Source organism: Microbulbifer maximicatervae (SeqCode), assembly GCF_052468295.1.
This window is the reverse complement of the sequence record NZ_CP174340.1, coordinates 4,921,837-4,940,290: the sequence shown is the minus strand read 5'-3', so window position 1 is coordinate 4,940,290 and position 18,454 is coordinate 4,921,837. Positions and strand designations below refer to the sequence as shown.

Annotated in this window: 13 protein-coding genes; 6 read left to right on the top strand and 7 right to left on the bottom strand. The window is 44.6% G+C overall.

From position 1 onward, the window contains the following. Positions 1-15: 15 nt before the first annotated feature. Both ACJJIQ_RS21885 and ACJJIQ_RS21880 read right to left on the bottom strand, forming a co-directional pair. Positions 16-2,001 carry a ShlB/FhaC/HecB family hemolysin secretion/activation protein gene (locus ACJJIQ_RS21885; protein WP_445363034.1) on the bottom strand — a complete coding sequence of 662 codons (1,986 nt, stop codon included), beginning with the start codon at positions 1,999-2,001 and terminating at the stop codon, positions 16-18. Positions 2,002-2,084: 83 nt separating this feature from the next. Continuing rightward, positions 2,085-4,706: a bifunctional serine/threonine-protein kinase/formylglycine-generating enzyme family protein gene (locus tag ACJJIQ_RS21880; protein ID WP_445363033.1), complete on the bottom strand. Its 2,622-nt coding sequence runs from the start codon at positions 4,704-4,706 to the stop codon at positions 2,085-2,087. A 589-nt stretch (positions 4,707-5,295) separates the two neighbouring features. Here ACJJIQ_RS21880 and ACJJIQ_RS21875 point away from each other — a divergent pair. The 6 genes from ACJJIQ_RS21875 to ACJJIQ_RS21850 all read left to right on the top strand — a co-directional run bounded on the left by ACJJIQ_RS21875 (position 5,296) and on the right by ACJJIQ_RS21850 (position 10,615). Continuing rightward, the gene (locus ACJJIQ_RS21875; RefSeq protein ID WP_413664127.1) at positions 5,296-5,784 is read left to right on the top strand and encodes an Hcp family type VI secretion system effector; all 489 of its coding nucleotides are present in this window, start codon (positions 5,296-5,298) and stop codon (positions 5,782-5,784) included. A gap of 164 nt (positions 5,785-5,948) precedes the next feature. After that, positions 5,949-7,856 (top strand): type VI secretion system Vgr family protein, encoded by a 1,908-nt coding sequence (locus ACJJIQ_RS21870; protein WP_445363032.1) that lies wholly within the window; start codon positions 5,949-5,951, stop codon positions 7,854-7,856. A 13-nt stretch (positions 7,857-7,869) separates the two neighbouring features. Next, positions 7,870-8,448 (top strand): DUF6931 family protein, encoded by a 579-nt coding sequence (locus ACJJIQ_RS21865; RefSeq protein ID WP_445363031.1) that lies wholly within the window; start codon positions 7,870-7,872, stop codon positions 8,446-8,448. A 3-nt stretch (positions 8,449-8,451) separates the two neighbouring features. Next, a complete protein-coding gene (locus ACJJIQ_RS21860) occupies positions 8,452-8,745 on the top strand; it encodes a PAAR domain-containing contractile injection system baseplate protein (protein WP_413664124.1) in 294 nt (97 codons plus the stop codon). A 59-nt stretch (positions 8,746-8,804) separates the two neighbouring features. After that, positions 8,805-9,221, top strand: a complete 417-nt coding sequence (locus tag ACJJIQ_RS21855) for a DUF6795 domain-containing protein (protein WP_445363030.1) — start codon at positions 8,805-8,807, stop codon at positions 9,219-9,221. A gap of 224 nt (positions 9,222-9,445) precedes the next feature. Continuing rightward, entirely contained in the window at positions 9,446-10,615 is a 1,170-nt protein-coding gene (locus tag ACJJIQ_RS21850; RefSeq protein ID WP_445363029.1) for a lipase family protein, read from the top strand. A 107-nt stretch (positions 10,616-10,722) separates the two neighbouring features. On the opposite strand, the gene tssH is transcribed toward ACJJIQ_RS21850, so the two are convergent. Genes tssH through tssC form a run of 5 tightly spaced genes read right to left on the bottom strand, consistent with a single transcriptional unit; the run spans position 10,723 to position 18,350 of the window. Continuing rightward, positions 10,723-13,392: a type VI secretion system ATPase TssH gene (gene tssH, locus ACJJIQ_RS21845; protein WP_445363028.1), complete on the bottom strand. Its 2,670-nt coding sequence runs from the start codon at positions 13,390-13,392 to the stop codon at positions 10,723-10,725. Between the two features lie 41 nt (positions 13,393-13,433). Beyond that, a complete protein-coding gene (gene tssG / locus ACJJIQ_RS21840) occupies positions 13,434-14,564 on the bottom strand; it encodes a type VI secretion system baseplate subunit TssG (protein ID WP_445363027.1) in 1,131 nt (376 codons plus the stop codon). Next, positions 14,528-16,357 (bottom strand): type VI secretion system baseplate subunit TssF, encoded by a 1,830-nt coding sequence (gene tssF, locus ACJJIQ_RS21835; protein ID WP_445363026.1) that lies wholly within the window; start codon positions 16,355-16,357, stop codon positions 14,528-14,530. The genes tssG and tssF overlap by 37 nt, the downstream gene beginning before the upstream one ends. Then, on the bottom strand, positions 16,357-16,830 hold the full coding sequence (gene tssE / locus ACJJIQ_RS21830) for a type VI secretion system baseplate subunit TssE (protein WP_444895421.1): 474 nt from the start codon (positions 16,828-16,830) through the stop codon (positions 16,357-16,359). The genes tssF and tssE overlap by 1 nt, the downstream gene beginning before the upstream one ends. A gap of 5 nt (positions 16,831-16,835) precedes the next feature. Then, positions 16,836-18,350: a type VI secretion system contractile sheath large subunit gene (gene tssC / locus ACJJIQ_RS21825; protein ID WP_445363025.1), complete on the bottom strand. Its 1,515-nt coding sequence runs from the start codon at positions 18,348-18,350 to the stop codon at positions 16,836-16,838. Between the last annotated feature and the right edge of the window lie 104 nt (positions 18,351-18,454).

Below are 18,454 nucleotides of genomic sequence, written 5' to 3'. Positions count from 1 at the left end.
AATAATTTTAACTAATTAGTTATAAAATACAGAAAAATCCGCATATACCGTCGGCTCATCCATATCGAGCCCCGTGCCTTCAATTGATGAGGCAGTCTTAATCGGCCAGGCTACCGATAGTTTACTGGCAAAAAATTCATTCCAGTTAAACTTAAAGAGTAAACCTCCACCGGCAAATCTCGCCCAATCATCTTGTTTGCCTTCTTTATAGTTATTTACGATGCCATAGCCAAAATCAGTAAATAACGCCATTTGAAACATATCATTTAGACGCTGATCAAATAGGATCGGATTTATCATATCTGGAAAAGTCATATACCATTCAGCAGATAATAGTCCTGCGGTATCAGCTGAAAAATCCCTTACATCAAACGCCCGCACCCCATTGGCCCCACCGAGCGACAACTGTTCAAAAGCTGGTAAAGCACTATCACTATATTGTGCTCGGGCCTTGAGTATCAGACGTGATTGATCATCGCTAAATGGCATAGGTAAAAACAGGAGGGAACTGCCACTCAAAGAAAACTTAGCAAAATTATCACCGCGGTCCTCTTGCAGAGACTCCTCTAGCTCTCTTCGATGCTCTCCATATTGAATATTTGTACTCAATATATTAAGCATGGGAATCACACCACTAGAGAGATGATCAAAGTAAAGGCCCAGCTCTCCACCATATACGTGATCGCCCGGCTCATCAAAAGAAGTGATGGCCAAAAGATTAGACTTTTTCTCTGTTAAACTGAAAGAACCGGTAAGGTTAAAATCCCTAGATCTTCGGAATTTATGATCTAAAGTAATCGCATAACTTTTGTTATCACCATGTATATCCAGCTTATTTACTGTATTATCTGGGTCTTCTACGTCTTTTAAAATAAATTCATTGTGAGCAGCCGAGAATTGAACTCGAGTGCGGGGACCAAAAATTGGAAAACTATACTTAAACTGCCCCAAATCTGAACCAAAATTTGATTCATAATTAGTTAAGCTAGTCGATTTTAAATATCCAACGGAAAGAGCATCACCGATCCCTAAGGGATTTAGCCAGTCAATGGTTGTATAGAAACGTTGGTCGCCTGTGTAAGCTGAGCCATGGTTATCGGTTCTGAAGGTGGCTTTCCAACCTTTTGCATCTCGAACCTTTAAGTTAAGCCGTGTTTCGCCTGGATTTTCTCCTGCACTAAAATAGCCAGTAACATTTAAGCCCGGCAAGTCATTTAGTAGATAAAGCCCCTCCTCAATACTCTCATGATTAACTAATTTTCCTCGCTGCCCCTCAAAAGGCTCTGCTAACTGCTCTAATGCATATCCCTTATTGTCTTCCGCAACAACCTGCCCTAACAAACCTTCTTGAACCGTGAGAGTAACCACACCGTTTTCAACTTCCTGTGCAGGAATTTGAACTTGCGCAAGAAATAAGCCTTGGCGACGATAGAAATTAGTGAGTTCCGCGGCTATTTCTTCAAGGTCCGCATAACTAATACCACGTTCTTTATTTTGCTTTTCGATAACACTAATTAATTTTCGCAATTCCGAAGGACCCAATCCGCCTGGATTGAACTGGGCATCCATACCATCCAGCAATACTGCTAGTTCTTCCAGATTCTCCACTGTATAGCCACTAGAAAGGATTTTGTCCTCCTTCATGAACTTAATACGCAGATCCTCAGCCATCTTCTCGACCGTTTCACGATCAATACCGAATTCTGGGTACTCTTCCAGACGGTGGAATTGAAATTTTTTGATTGTAATTCGCGGTCCTTGATTCCTTTGAGATACTTCTGGAATTTCAGTATCCAGATTAGGGGCTTTTGCTTCGTAAGTGCGCTGCAAAAAATCCTTAGTTACATCAGCCTCATTAACTGTGGCTGTATCTTGATCAAAAGCCTCTCTAACCTGACTTCTAAAACTCGAACCTTCATCCTGAGCATAACCAGGACATTGAAACAGTAAAAAGCTAGCAGCCACCGCGAATGCCAGCTTATTTTTTTTAAGCCCGAGCATTTTTCCCCCAGACAATTAATTTAAGAAATTTCAGTATGCCAAGCTGTTGTGTACTTATTTCAGTCTCGGTCAAAAACAGATTATTAATTTACATCCCTAACAATACGAAACCCTGTTAATCGATCTGGCTCGCCAGTATGGTGTTTCTTGGTTATTGCCAAACAACGACTCATAGGGTCCTCTCGGCTACCGCCAAGTGCCATTATCTCTTCGCCAGTGCCACGAACCCACTCTTGAACATTCCCCACAGGGTTTACCAGACCAAACCCGTTTGCGGAACCAGAGCTCACCGGTACTAGCTCAGCACCTTTTTCAATACCCCCGTACTTCAAGTGACAGTTGCGGTCTGCAACTTCACCCTGCCCATTAGCACTCGCAGCCGCGAACCATTCCTGCTCAGTGGGCAAGCGGTATTTATACCCGGTTTCATCGCTCAACCAGTTCAGATAAGCCTCAGCTATCTCAATGGGTAAATTATTTGCTGGCAACGCTGATAAACCCAGCTGCAATGTCCCACAACCGCCAATGGTGTCACAATAAATTTGGAGGTCTCCATTACTGACCTCATATTTCCCTACAGCCAAATGGCGCCCACCTTCTCCCTTGATAACGACCATCGCCGGGCCTTGAGTTCCATCTGCCAAGCGATCACGACAACTGTATCGCTCACCTCGCCCACCACTGCCCGGCGGGAGGTGGCCGCAGAAATCCAAGCGAAACTCCTTCAAAGGTTGATAAGTAGGTACAAGAGCTCTGAACTGATCGACTAAGGACTCCGTTTGAACTGGGTCCCTCGCACCCAAGGTTGACGCGCATTTCGCCAACTCAGCGCCGACGACAGGTCTAATTTTTCTCGCTTTTACCGCATCAAGGCGCGCAAGCCGGGAAAGCTGTGCACCAACACCTGGAACGCTCATTTCAAAGCTGCAAGTCAGTGCAACCTCCATATCATCGAGCACCGCATCAATTTCTTTTTGCTTAGCGGCGGCTACACGACGGCGCTCGGCCCTCTCCTCAGCCAGACGAAGCTGCTCAGCCTCTCGTTCTGCTGCTACTCGCTCAGCTTCTAGCCTCTCCCGCAAGCTTTCTCTATCTGCAGCTAGCTGCGATTTGATCGCCGCCGCTTCACTGGAATCACCATACCAATTAGCCACGCCCTTGAGCATTACATCTGCCTGATCAAGATTGCCTAGATTCAATTGACCTGTAGCGGCTGCCAAAAATAGCTCTGATATCTGGCGACGCGAAGTATCTTGAAACTCTTTATCAGCAGGGTTCAACTCAGCGTACTCTGCCAATTCAAGCCTGAGATCCTCTTCCCAGGCAGGAGTCAGAATACTCAGTGCGATTAGCCTAGATATTGCCTCTTTTTTGTCCGCAGTACGGCGCTCCAACAACTCCTGCTCATGTTTGCGCTCCAGCTCAACCCTGACCCGCTCCTGTTCCACTGCGTTCTGTTGCTGCAAGTGGCTGTAACCTACTACAGCCCCACCTAAGACCAGTACAAACGCGCTTCCCAGAACCCACTTCCAAGCGTGACTGACGAAGAAAGCCTGAACAAATTTATCAACTGTACTTGTTCGATTTTCCCGTTTCAGCTCAAGCGCTAATTCAAGTGCTCTCCACTGCCGACGATTAAGCCCCTTGATTCGCTTGGGCCGCAGGCCCTGCTCTAGCGCCTTATCTGCTGGTGTCTTGTCATACGGGTGACGACCGCAAAACAGCTCGTAGGCTACACACCCAAGTGCAAAAACATCGTCACTCGGAGCCGGCTCTGCCCCTTTAAGCATTTCAAGGCTTGCATATGCAGGGGTCAGAGCTCCGAGAGTACCTGCGTCAAATACGGTAGTTTCACCAACCTTGTTGGCGATTCCGCCTTCAGAGACAGCTCGGGCAATACCGAAGTCAAATACTTTTGCACCTTTCTTATTGGTGACAAAAATATTGCCTGGCTTAAAGTCCGAGTGAACAATTTTATGGGAGTGGGCATATATCAGGGCTTGGGAGATATCCCAAAATACCGAGCGGGCACGCTCGGGCTCCAACCCAACATCGGCATGGTCGCGCAACAACTTGTCCAATGGAGCACCCTCAAGGAACTCCATTGTCATAAACACGCGATCTCCATCGCGGTCAAAATCGTAAACCGTTACGATATTAGGGTGTGCAAGCGTTTGTGATTTACGCGCTTCCCGCTGGAGAGAAATAAAAGCATCGGGATGCTTTTGGAAATCATCATTAAGCAGCTTGATAGCGACATAGGGCTCGCTGTCACTGGCTTCCAATTTACGGCGGTCAAGGGCTTTGTAAACTGCCCCCATCCCCCCAACACCCAGGAGTTTGTCAAGCTCAAATCGACCTTTGATTACAGTTTTAGTCACTGCATTTGAGCCGGAAGCTTCAAAGGGTTCAGGTATTACTGCCGAATCAGCAGAAACACCACCCAAAACTTCATTAGCCCCAGCCCCACTTCCCATCCGATTAGGATTAGGAGAAGGAGCAAAGACAGTAGCATCTGAGCTAAAGCTGGCAGCAGCCGAAGGGATTACCGGTTGGGCTCCTTTAACAGGGGGGTGATCATTTGCTCCAGTCTTATCCTGCTGCACAACAACGGTGATATCACCATCTTCTGTCAGCCCACTGGTTGATTGGCCTGAGCCCGGCGGAGTGTCACTCGGCCGAACAATACGCGTCTTATCGTTCAATTCCGCCTCCATGGGAAACCATTACGACACATCCAAATCCGCAAAAACTTTGTTATTGATCTAATGGGCAAGGCAATAAAGTAGGGTGCGAAGTATATCGAACAGCCTATGTGGCAACAATGAACCAATATTCAAATAAATTTGCCTTAACACGCCATCAAACTATTATTTTGATCCAGCCCCCGAAAACACTGAGTATCGCTCCGATTTAAGACTGAATTACATATTATTACAAAGCAAGCTTATCAAAAAAATACCGGTAAATGCTTTCAAATAGATATTTGACTGTCAATCAATATGCATGACTCAAACCACTTATTTATCCCCGCTAGAGATTTGTTAGTTTTTAGCAATGTTAAATTAGTGTCAGAGTCAATTTGAGCAAACAGGCATAAATCGTAACAGCATAAAATTGCCTCTCGAAATTAGTGCCAGAGTCGATTAAATAACTCGAAAATTAGTTTGTTTTTAGCTTTCTCTTTGTTTAAATCATCACAGTTGCCACCGCGACGACCACCTGAACTACTGCGAATCGCGGTGGTAAGGGATTAACCACCAACATCACACGCCAACTAATGAGGGACATCCCATGGCTATCTACATGAACTACAACAACAAAGCCATCAAAGGCAATGTTACTGCTTCCGGCTACGAGGACTGGATCGAAATTGACAGCTTCAACTTCGGCGTTGGCCGCGGTATTACCATGGAAGCTGGCGCCATGTCAAACCGCGAAGCTTCTCGTCCAAGCCTGAGCGAAGTAAGCTTCACCAAGCGCATCGACGCTGCTTCTGGCGGTCTGTTCAAATCTTCTGTAACCGGTGACGAAGGTGTTACCGTTGAGATCCACGTAGTACAAACCGGTGCTAACTCTGTAGAGAAGTACGCTGTTTACAAACTGGAAAACACCCTGATTTCCTCCTACAGCATCGGAGCTTCCGCTGGTGGCGCTCCGGCTGAGTCTGTATCCCTGAGTTACGCTAAAATCGAAGCCGACCTCAACCACGCAGACAAGACCAATAAGAACCCCAAAAATATGCGTGTTGGATACGACCTGGAAACAGCCAAGCCGCTGTAAGCCAGCAGAATCTGATCTGCATATACAATGGTCTGCAGGAAATTCTGCAGACCATTATTTTGCAGTTATTTAGCTGAGCGCTTATTGAGTTTTCAGCTAAATAACTGAATGTATAATAACTAGTACTATTCTCCAAGGCACCGTAGGGATAGTAGGGGCTGCCCATGACTACATTAAATCAAGATAGAAGACTGATTAAAGTCGACAGCCCGCTCGGCACGGATGCGGTAATCGCTACCAGCCTGCAAGGCGAAGAGCACATATCCAAACTCTTCCGCTATGAACTTCAGCTCCTGTCCGATGACCATGCAATAAGCCAGAAAGATATCGTCGGCAAAGCTGTTACCGTTTCTGTACACCACTCAGAAACTCCTCGCTATATCAATGGTTACGTTACTCAACTGTCTCTGCGCGATGTTAACGCTGAGGGAGTGCGAAGTTATAGCGCCACAATTCAACCTGGCCTTTGGTTTACCAGCCTCGGGGGCTCCAACAGAATTTTTGAAAAGAAATCTGCCAAACAGATTCTTGAAGAAGTTTTGGGCGAGTACAGCAAAGTTGTAAAGCTAAGTGTTAAATTAAATGCTGAATATATAACTCGTGAATATTGTGTGCAGTTTGATGAAAGTGATTTTGAGTTCATCAATCGCCTTATGGCTGAAGAGGGTATCTCCTATTACTTCAAGCATTCAAATGGGCAACACGAACTTGTACTTTGTGATGATAGCCAGGATTTCTATGACTGTGAAAGCGAACAGGTAGAATACGATGGGAGCGGCAGTCATCCTACAAAAAATACCGTAAGTAGCTGGCAGCGAAATTTCAATTATCATGGTGGTGGCTTTGAACTGAAAGATTATTGTGAGTTCACCGCAACAAAAGATAATAAACAGCAAGTTAAAACCACCAGCCAACTAAATGATGTCAGCAATTACATGCGTGGCCTTTATGGGCTAAATCATTTTCAGGCTGACGGTGAAAATAAGCACAAATTTACAGATAGCTACCATAAGGCGCTAGCCGAGCGCTCAATGGAAGCACAAGAAGCTTTATTTGATGTGAGCCATGGGCGCAGTGACTGCCCCTCATTCACAGCTGGCGGCCGCTTTAATTTTGACCACACATTATCGTCAGAAAAAGGGAAGTACCTGATTACTTCCGTACATATCTCTGCTACAGACGGCAATAGTGCGGAAACACATTTCCACAATACTTTCAGTTGCATCCCATCATCAGTAACTCCAAGACCTGAGCCAAATATTTTTGCGAAGAAGGTACACTCTCCGCAAGTCGCACGCGTTCTTGAAGTTAAGGCCACCACTTCTGACAGTTCACAAGACCCCTACACCCAAATCAAAGTGAAATTCCCATGGAATTCGCAACAGAACAGCTGTTGGGTACGGGTGATGCAGTCATTTGCCGGAAAAAACTGGGGTGCAAACTTTGTCCCCAGAGTCAATCAAGAAGTTATTGTTACTTATATTAATGGTGATCCGGATAGACCGCTGATAACCGGAGCCGTATATAACGGTGATAATCCGGGCCCCAATTACACTGCGACACAAAGTGGCTGGAAAACTGAATATGAAGGTAGCGCCTTTAACGAACTTCGGTTTGATGATAAAGGCGGAAGCGAAGAGCTTTATATGGAAGCCGGCAAAGACCATAACTTTGTCGTCCATAATGATCAAACAGGGAAGATAGAAAACAAACAAACCCTTGAGGTTAAACAAGACCGGACTATTACGGTTACCGACGGCAGTGAAGTTGTCACCATCTCAAAAGGTGATCAGAAACTCAATGTCAGTAAAGGCAATCAAGTTGTCACTATCGGGTCAGGAAATCACACACTCAAGGTCAGTAAGGGTTCTCAAACTACTGATGCAATGGGCGCAATTAAGATTTCCTCCAAAGCATCCATTGAATTAAAAGTCGGCGGTAGCAGTATTAAACTGACTCCAGCTGGTATCACCATCAAAGGAACAATGCTTTCCTGTAAGGGCGACGCTACTGCAGAAGTTAAAGGTGGCGGAATGCTGACCCTGAAAGGCGGCGTAACCATGATTAACTGATGGGGATATATCAATGACAGACCTCATTAAAGTAGAAGCTCTCACCGCAGATGAGCTACTTAAGAATTTTGAAGTTAGTGACGAGGCAGAAGATTATCTGGTACCGGATACAGCACCAGAAGTCAGCATAAACCGCCTTGTGGAAGCAGGCCTATTTCCAGACGCGATCAAGTTGCTTGCTCATGGCCTACCAAAGCGGGAAGCCGTGTGGTGGGCTTGCCTCGCGGCCCGAGATATCCAAGGCCCTCAAACTGACGATGACAATGTGAATGCGCTTAATGCAGCTGAGACTTGGGCAAAAAAGCCCAGTGAAGAAGCCCGCTTACGCTGCAAACTATTCGGCGATAAAACAAAACATAAAACTCCAGCGAGCTGGGCGGCTACGGCAGCGAGTTGGTGTCATGGGAGCTTAGCAGCCGAAGGTGAGCCGGTAGTAGAGCCGCCAGAACACCTTTATGCTCATGCAGTCGCCGGCAGTGTTACCCTTGCTGCCGTGCTATCTGACCCAGTCGATCCAAATAAAAGGTTCATGCGCTATATGGAGCAAGGGCTCGATCTAGCACGAGGCGGAAACGGTAGGGTTGAGGGATAAACTATGGGTAAACCAGCTTCCCGTATTGGTGACATGCATGTATGCCCAATGGTCACCGGCACAGTACCCCATGTGGGTGGCCCAGTTGTAAGCCCAGGAGCACCCACCGTTATCATCGGTGGGATGCCTTCAGCAACCGTAGGTAGCACTTGTACCTGTGTTGGACCGCCCGATACGGTCGCTATGGGAAGCACTACAGTAATGTTGCAAAAGAAACCCGCAGCAAGGATGGGAGATACCACAGGGCATGGCGGGAAAATAGTTATTGGCTGCCCGACGGTTTTAATTGGCGGCTGAAAATGTCTAGATTTCTTTTATTTATTGTAATAATACTTTCATCCACTAGCGGAGTATCTATGTCACTTTTCACAAAAGATGAGGTTTTTCTTTTTTCTCCCGTTAATGGCTATTTAACATATGAAAACTCCCCAACTCAAAATACATCAGTAAAAAGAGTAGTGGAATGTGATGGAAAAACTTATGAAGATATTACTATAACTGATAGTTACGGCCACTTTTCTTTTGAACCACTCACAAAACTAGAGAGAAATTTGCTTCCCAAAGAGTTCGTTTCTCATCAGAAAATAATAGTTAACTATAATGGAACAGATTATTTAATTTGGGAAACAGTAAAGAGAAGCGAAGAACTGAATTCTGAACTTGAGGGTAAAAAGCTAGATTTCCAGTGCGAAATAACGGATGAATACAAATTTATTCATTTGACATTCAATTCTGTGGGCACCAACTGCAAACTTAAAGCACAAGACAGCTAACAGCCCTAAAGTATTAATCAATCACCTACATAACATCTACCACTCATAAAAATAATAAGCCTTTAACAATAAAGACCTAATCATCAGCACGTGTGCTACGTGTTAACACTTAATCATGAGCAGAAAACCATCTGGTCAAGATATGTTGTATTTCATACGTATTTATCGGAGTTAATTAGCAACAAACCACCGAGGTATTTCATATCACGGTTAGGAGGACTAAGATGGGAAGTACAATTACGCATAAAGATGCTGCATTATTAGCAAGCTCAGTTTACGAAATTCAAAGCGATAAATTCACCCCACCAACTATTGATCGCTTTAAAAACCAGTGGGATCTTTCAAATCATGATGATGTAATTGAAGGCTCTTCTGGCACATTATGGGTTATAAAGAAAAGAACCGGATTTGGAGTTATAGCAAGAGGAAAAGGAGAATTTAAGGGTGATGTACTCATTCTTCTAAGAGGAACTGACAATAACTTCGATTGGGCAACGGATGCAACCGTTGGGTTTTCCCCATCAGAAACTGGAAGAATTGTTCACACCGGTTTCAATAAATGTTTTGGTAGTATCCTGCCAGAGATTAAAGAAAAAGTTTCTTCCCTGGGTCACAACGTAAGAACGATCCACTGTGTTGGACACAGCCTTGGAGGAGCTCTAGCAACGCTTACCAGTGAATGGTTAAAAAAATCAGGGCTATCTCCAACTAACAATATAAAACTTTATACTTTCGGCAGTCCAAGAGTTGGGGCTTTAAGTTTTGTTAAACTGGTGACCAGTGAGTTAAATAAAGGTAAAGATATATATCGGGTGTATCATAAAACGGACGTTGTTCCTATGGTGCCAATGTGGCCTTTTTATCATTTACCATATGGGGAGAAAGCATATTGTCTGAACAGCCCGGGGAACTCACCTTCAGGTGAATACCATAAAATGTTTAGATATATAGAGAGTGTAAATAAGGCTAGCTCTTGGGATACTATGTATGAACTAGAACCACCCACCTCTCCATCAGAAATTGAAAATTGGCTTAAGTCTGACAGCCCAATAAGCTTCACAATTAATACAATGGACATGATCAATAAGGCCATATCTTATGTGATCTTGAAAATTCTAAAACTAACTGGGATTGCCGTTCAATTCGGCATAGCGACAGGTGTGACGCTGTTAGACATGCTAGCTTATGTTCTACAACAAGGAATTGACTTCTCCAAAAGTCTATCTTCTTGGGTATATAATTTGATCAAGAAGATAATGATTATGCTAGGAATGAAGATCAAAAAAGATATAAACCTAACATATCAGTTTATTCGACACATCCTTACCTCATTAAAACAAAAAATTGATCTTCTTGTCGAAAAAGCAGCAAGATCAATATTTAGAGATGAATAAACTTAGAAATCACTAGAGCGAAAGCTTGCAATATATTTTGTTTAGAAATACGACACTTAAACTATTGAAGGCTTGGTGGTTTTCACGCCACCGAGCCTTCACTAAACTTAAGCTACGCTATAGGCAAATTCCCCATCCTCAGCTGCAGATACTTTAATTGCTTTCACTTCTTCACCGCGCGCCATTTTATCCAAACATTCACTAGCCAATTCCGGCAATAATGTTTTATTCAGAATAACTTCAATATTACGAGCACCTGTATCAGCTTCGTGGCAACGAGCAACAATGTTAATCAAAACATCCTCGTCATAGCTAAAGGAAGCTCCGTAATGCTCGTGAACGCGCTTTTCAATCTTACGCATATTGATTCTGCAAATCTCTACCAGATTCTCATCATCGAGAGGGTAATAAGCAATCACATTTGCTCGACCGAGGAAAGCAGGCTTGAATTTTTGTAGCAGATGTGGGCGGATATTATCCATCAATACGTCTGGCTCAGGCTTTTCTTCTACCTGATTGAAGATAGCTCTAATTGCATCCTCCCCTGCATTGGAGGTCATAATTATTACGGTATTCTTGAAGTCGATATCCCTTCCTTCACCGTCTTTAATAGTCCCCTTGTCAAACAGGTTATAGAAAACATCCTGTACACCTGGGTGAGCTTTTTCCATCTCATCCAATAAGATTACTGAATAAGGCTTACGGCGTGCAGCTTCGGTAAGAACTCCGCCCTCTCCGTAGCCTACATAGCCGGGAGGAGAGCCCAACAGCATAGATACTTTATGCTCTTCCTTGAATTCAGCCATATTGATGGTCGTGATATTTTGCTCTCCACCAAACAGCTCGTCAGCCAAGGCAAGGGCAGTCTCTGTTTTACCTACACCACTAGTACCACAGAACATAAACACACCCACCGGTTTACGTGGGTCTGTCAAGCCTGCTCGAGAAGTGCGAATTGCCTGAGATACAGCCTCGATAGCATGGGGCTGACCAATAACACGCTTATTTAGGCGCTCTGCCAAAGTCTTCACAGCAATGATTTCATCGCTAACCATCTTACCGACAGGAATTCCAGTCCAGTTGGCAACTACTGCGGCAATAGCCTGTTCATCGACAGCTGGCTGCATTAACGGGGTATCCCCCTGGATAACTTCCAAGTCCGCAGTTAATGTTTTGAGCTGTTGCTGATAGTCGGCTAATAAGGCCTCGTCGGGTGTATCTTCACCTTCACCACCTTGGGCCTTCATAAACTCTACATCGATCTGATCGCGGAGTTGCTGAATCTGTCCGATTAGCTCATTCTCTTTAAGTAATTGCTGTTCGAGAACTTCCAAACGCTTTTCTTCGGAAGCTTTAAACTCTTTTAGCTCTGCCAGTTGCTCCTCATGCTCACCCATTGCTGCGTTTTCACGCTGAAGTTTAGCCAGGGTAGTATTAGTGCGATCAATATTGATACGAGCATCTTCAATCGCCCCAGGAGTAGCAGACTGGCTAAGAGCGACGCGCGCGCAGGCCGTATCCAGTAAGCTAACCGACTTATCTGGCAATTGGCGCCCGGGAATATAACGATGAGATAACTTGACCGAAGCTATGATAGCTTCATCCAGAATGCGTACTTTATGGTGCTCCTCCAGCGAGGTTGCGATACCACGCATCATATCAATCGCGTTGCTCTCATCAGGCTCTTCCACTTTTACTACCTGGAATCTACGGGTCAAAGCAGGATCGCGTTCAAAATACTTCTTATATTCCGCCCAGGTTGTGGCAGCTAAAGTACGCAATTCACCACGAGCCAGTGCAGGCTTCAGGAGATTAGCCGCATCCCCCTGTCCCTCTTTACCGCCCGCACCAATCATGGTGTGCGCTTCATCAATAAATAAAATAATTGGCGTTGCAGATGCCCGCACTTCTGAAATTACAGACTTTAAGCGGTTTTCAAACTCACCTTTTACACTGGCGCCAGCCTGAAGAAGTCCCAAGTCAAGCGTGCGCACGGCTACACCGCGCAATGGCTCAGGTACATCACCACTAGCTATTCGAAGAGCAAAGCCTTCAACGACGGCAGTTTTACCAACACCTGCTTCACCAGTAAGGATCGGATTATTTTGGCGCCGGCGAGTTAAGATATCGATACATTGGCGTATTTCCTCATCACGACCAAGTACAGGGTCAATCTCTCCCTTCTTCGCTCTTTCAGTTAGATTGATTGTATATTTGTCCAGAGCCGGAGCTTTAGAAGCAGCTGCAGCAACTGCAGCTGCGCCATCATCCATATCCGCCGTGGCACTAATATGACTAGATTCTCCACTTTGCCCAAACATTGCACGAGCGGTTTCGCGAATCGATTCTGGAGCTATCTCTTTCAGTTCTGGGCAGGATTCTAAAATCTGGCGACGGGAGGTTTCTTCCAATAAAAGCGCAGCCAAAAAGTGTCCGGAGCTGATTGCTCTATGCCCATAATCAATAGAAGCCAGCATCCAAGCATTCTTCGCTGCTTCTACGATAGTTGGGGACAGGGCTGGTGGACGGCTGCTGCCGGCCCGAAATCCAGCAATCGCTGTAGCCAGCTGCTTGGCAAAATTTGCTGGATTACAGTCGTGTTTTTCCAACAGATGGTAAAGGTCAGTATCAGACTGATCCAAAAGTTTCAGTAACCAATGCTCTAATTCAACATTGTACTGGTTCTGTGACAGACAAAGCCCAGCAGCGCCCTCTAGTGAGTCACGCATATGCGGTGTCATAGTATCAACCAATCGCTTCAAATCGATATTGATCACGTTGAATATCCTTTCCTAAATAATAAAGTTATTAATTTTACTTATGCAGCAGGTAAAGCTTCATCAGGTGAAATATTGTCTGCACTTAAGGTTATTTGTACTAACCTTTCACCATCTTGTTCACTAGCCATGTGAGTATTCCATCCCAGTAAAGGTTCATTCTCAGCTTTTCTATTTAGCTGAACAGGTGCCACCTGGCTGGTTGAAAGTGTCACCGACAACTCAAAATCCAATTCAATACCAGCACTAAAGTGAATAAACTCCTTAAGCGATTCCAACTTTTTCGTACCCGGAGCAATAGTCATAAATTGCTCATAAGGCATTGACTCAATAATTACTCGAAATTTATTCTGGGCTTGGAAGCAGTGCGTACCCAGAATGGTATTTACTCCCAAGCAATTATTAATACCCTTCGGCACCTGAGCACTGGGCAGTCGACACAAGATATCATCCGGTAACTCATCCCACTGTCCCTGGAATTGTTCGATGCTTACCGTTAAATCAAAATAATGCTTGATCATGCTGGATAAAGCGGTAGCGGAACAGCGTCCGCTGGAAAGATGTCCTCCCATTCCAACAAGTGCTTCATCCGGTATCGGCATTCGATAGCGCATTTCACTTGTGCCAAGCCCTGCTAGGGATGCAAGAGCCTGGGTAAACTTGTCTGGCTCTCTAGAATTCTGCAGGCGTTGCCGTTCATAATTCACAGGCAACTGGTATTTATGCCAAGATTGGTAAAAAAGAGAGATACTCCGGTGATTAAACATATCCAGAAAATCACGCAGTGCCGTATTGTTCTCCCTAAGTTCCCTTTGCACTAACTCTGTCAGATAATACGGCATCACTCCCTGACTACCGATTAACCCTGTAAAACCCACCTCCATATGCCACTGATGAGTCTCATTTTCATCGGGTTCTTCATGTTCAACGTTTTTCTTCTCTAGACGTAAAACATCCGAACTAACAAAAGACAACCCAGATTGAGCACTAAACCGAATCAGCTCTTTATTCGGAGGGGCAGCACTCGCTATAGGTTCTTTACTGAAACCTGTACCTGCCAGATGTACTGCACGCTCTACCAGCCTTACCGCTTGAAAAAAATCAAAGTTATAAGGCTCTCGGCGTAAACGCTCAATTACAGTAAAGCTTTTTCGCCGGCGCGAGGTGGCCATCGCTTCAACTCCCCATCTCGGCCACTCATAGTGGCAATCAGTTTTGTAAATGAATTAATTGAACAGTATAAGCCCAGGAAACGCTCTATGATGCTAGAAAATAACAATGGACTTGTTCCTGTTAACATCATGGAATCAAGTTCAATCTCAACTTCTGTGCCGCGACATAAAACTACACTTTGATCAATCTGAATCGGAGCAGTAACCGGTTTAGTATTAAGCTTCAAGAGTGATTCAATCAGGTTGCGAGTACTTGCCGAATCACGAAAATCGTAAAGCCTAAAAATTTCTTTTAACGCATTACATCCCTCTGCACCTGATAGGGAAAGATGATTTAAGTTAAGGTGGGAAATTAACCTCCAATATCCTCGCTCTCGTCGAGGCGGCCGTATAGTTGCCGTTGGGGAAACCACACAACTAATTCGGCTAACTGGCAAATCACCGTCAACAACCTCTAAATAAGGTTGGGCGCTACCACTAGGTAATTTCTTGGCCAGATTACGATTACAACACGTTAACTTAATATCTAATGTCTGATCACTAATTCGATGCGGATTAAAGTCAAGATCGACTAAGCTTATATCTATCTCGGATGCTTGTTCATTCCGATGCTCCCCTTCGATCACATCTCTGCGACGACTAAACCAAAAGGCAGATTGATCAGCATGATGTTGACTGTGCCGAATTCCATAGAAAGGCCGATAACCGGTTGTCTCTCCATCAGCGTTAGTTGCCGCGACTTCATCCACTGAGTATATTTCCAAGCCATCACTCCTACGAGCATCCGGGACCACATGGTAACTATACTGCGAGTGATTAAGTGGAATAGGATCTGCACTTTGCTTAAATAAATTAACAACCGGAGCACAACCCAAAGCAAACATGCTTGGAGAAATCTGTTTTTCCAACTCTTCATGAGTTTCGGATAAATAAAAATACAGATTTAGCGTATCGTCAAAGCTCTCGTTTAACGCCTCACTAATGTTCAACATATCCAAGAAAAGGAACTTTTCTGGAAAAGCAAAATATTCAGTTAGTAGTCGATATCCTACGAATGCGGTATCAGGATATGGCAATAAACCCTCATCTGGACTTAGCCCCACTTGACATATTTCATCCGGAGAGAGAAAAGTTGGCTTTGGATCACTCTCCCCATTGGCAACAACCAACCTTACACACTTACTGAGTAGCAGGTCATATAAACTATAGATATGAGATGGTTGGCCACGAAGGAAAAATCGGAGACTCTCAGGGTTTAAATCAGAAAATTTTATGCTTGGGCTAAAAGTTTTAAGAGACAATTTTAAAACAGCATTAGCGCCCTGAATGTCATTACAGCCCGGAGCGATAAATGGCCTTGGCATCAGAGTGGCACTTACCGCCTGAAATGGACAAATTTCTGCCGGATAACAAGTAGTAAAGCGGCAGGTTTGCCCTTGAAAACTATCACTTTCGAGTAACGTCTTTGTTTCTACGCGAGTTATCGCATCCAAATCCTTTTCCGGTTCAAACTGAACAATGGCACAAGAGGGAATAGGACGAAGATAATGAGGATACAGAGTTTCCAGCATTGCATCCGTTAACTCCGGAAAATCATCACTCAGCTTTTGCTGCACCCGAGCATTCATGTAAGCGAAGCCGGACAACAGTCGCCCTACTAAAGGATCATCAACTGTGTCTGCATCCAGCTGAAGTCGGGATGCGGCAGCTGGGTGCATCTTTGCAAATTCAGCAGAAGTTTGCTGAATGAATGCGAGCTCGCGCTCGTAGAGATCTATTAACTTTTCACTCATCACATAATCTCAGAGACATCCACCAGCTGGGTAACTGGGTTGAGTGCCGAATCAAATACAATAACTTCCGATGCTGGATTTACATGTAATACAGCTTCTACACGAAAGCGTATACTAGGATCTTCGACATCCACTTTGTCTTGGGTGGTTACTTTTACCGAACGTATTCTGGGCTCAAAATTTAAAATTGTTTTTTCAATATCTCGACAAAACTGTTTTCGGCTAGCGGCAGAAGAAAGATTGACTGTTGATAGGTCTGGCAACCCATAGTTAATATTCGACTGTTCTAAACTTTCATGAGTCGAAGGTGCGGAAATACATTTAAATCTTGTGTTGAACAAGTATTCCAAATCACGACGCACCCCTTCACGCAACTGTCTCAACACTTGATGGGATTGATGTACATCCAATTTACTAGATGATTGTAATAATCGATCCAATACCGGTGCCAATAGTCGCTTTTCTCTAACCATAATAATTAGGTAGCTCCGACGCCGATTGTTGCCAATGCGGTTGTAAGTTTTAACTCGGATACAAGATGGTCAACGGTGTAATGACTCTTGAGATGAATCACACTTTGATAGCTACCCGCTTTACCTGGCTCATCCGTTACTTGCACCCGGGACTCCCGTAGAGGGTATCGAGCCTGCATTTCCCAGGAAAGGTCATCCCTTCCCGTTGTATATTCATCCAGCCAATGCTGCAACTGCCGCTCGCAATCTGCAGCATTCATATAAGCACCCACCTTATCCCTTATCATTACCTTGATATAATGAGCAAATCGAGATGCGCAAAGTATTTGTTGTAACATGGAGCTAATACGCGCATTAGCCGTGGCTGCTTTAGAAGTGAATTGCTTCGGCCTTTGAAGTGATGGAACACTATTAAAGGCGCTGTAAGGGGTATCGTAACAATGACTCAAGCATACATACCCTAAGTCACTTAAATCCCGCTCAGCAAAATCAGTTACCAAAATTGAAGTGGCCATTCGGATCATGCCAGGAGTACTATCTGGCCTATAAGGCACCATTGGTAGCTGGGTTACCAACCCTCCCCCCAAATGATCACGAGCAACTCCTCTAATATGTGAAAACCAGCCAACTTCACTAAATTCTCTTAATAGCACGGTACCCAATGCAAAGCAGGCGTTCCCCCATAAATAATTCTGGTTATGGGGTGCCCGTACCTGTTCCTGAAACCTCAAACCACGATAGGATGAAAACTCCTGATTATAGGGTTCTCTCATTAAAACTTGAGGAAGTGTTAAAGCAATAAATCGGCTGTCTTCCAGGTCCCGAAGGCCATTCCATCGAATGTATTCCTTTTGACGGAATACTTCTGAAAAATTGATAGGCTTTGCTAGATCCGAAAAGTTGTCTACGCCAAAAAGTTGTGGGGCTGATGCACAAACAAACGGTGCAAAGGCTGCGGCTGCAGTATGTGCGATGCCCTGCAAAGTAAAGACATCATCATAAGGGTGATCAGGCAGTGGCCGATGAGATACATAGTAATCTCCAAGTAACAAACCAAATGGCTCACCGCCTGGAGTACCGAACTCTTCATTGTATATAAGATGAAACAGGCCAGATTGGTCAAAATCCGGGGCCCTCTCCATATCCTTCGCCAGCTCTTTCCAGCTGGCATCTAAGAGTTTGATTTTAATATTTTCAGCATGGGGCGTATCAAACACTAAGAGGGATAGCCCCCGCCAGCTCGCTTCAAGTCTCTGAAACTTCTGGTGATGAATTATACAATTCAGCTGGTCACAGATTAGTTCATCCAACTCGGCGATAATTCGACCAAGATATTGGCGAACGGAATAATTATCCCTATTTGTACGAGGGGATAATTCTGTGAGCCAATATTCAAATGCAAAAAGGTCATCCGGTTCCTGCAGAAATTTATGTAGCTCTCTCTGCTGCCCTCTCGCCAATTTCTCCGGTAGAACATCTGGTTGATCTTCCAATATTTGGTCATGTGCTGCACGGGGCACCGGTATACTCCAACAAGAATTATTATTTGAATAAATAATGGTGAAACGCTGGCCTTGAACAAGGCCATGTGAAGAGAGAACCCGCCCCTAAGAGCGGGCCCGGA

Coding starts and splice junctions, on each gene's coding strand:
- tssE (WP_444895421.1), bottom strand. CDS start 16,830: ATGGTTAGAGAAAAGCGACTATTGGCACCGGTATTGGATCGATTATTA.
- ACJJIQ_RS21855 (WP_445363030.1), top strand. CDS start 8,805: ATGTCACTTTTCACAAAAGATGAGGTTTTTCTTTTTTCTCCCGTTAAT.
- tssG (WP_445363027.1), bottom strand. CDS start 14,564: ATGGCCACCTCGCGCCGGCGAAAAAGCTTTACTGTAATTGAGCGTTTA.
- ACJJIQ_RS21870 (WP_445363032.1), top strand. CDS start 5,949: ATGACTACATTAAATCAAGATAGAAGACTGATTAAAGTCGACAGCCCG.
- tssF (WP_445363026.1), bottom strand. CDS start 16,357: ATGAGTGAAAAGTTAATAGATCTCTACGAGCGCGAGCTCGCATTCATT.
- ACJJIQ_RS21875 (WP_413664127.1), top strand. CDS start 5,296: ATGGCTATCTACATGAACTACAACAACAAAGCCATCAAAGGCAATGTT.
- ACJJIQ_RS21860 (WP_413664124.1), top strand. CDS start 8,452: ATGGGTAAACCAGCTTCCCGTATTGGTGACATGCATGTATGCCCAATG.
- ACJJIQ_RS21865 (WP_445363031.1), top strand. CDS start 7,870: ATGACAGACCTCATTAAAGTAGAAGCTCTCACCGCAGATGAGCTACTT.
- ACJJIQ_RS21885 (WP_445363034.1), bottom strand. CDS start 2,001: ATGCTCGGGCTTAAAAAAAATAAGCTGGCATTCGCGGTGGCTGCTAGC.
- ACJJIQ_RS21850 (WP_445363029.1), top strand. CDS start 9,446: ATGGGAAGTACAATTACGCATAAAGATGCTGCATTATTAGCAAGCTCA.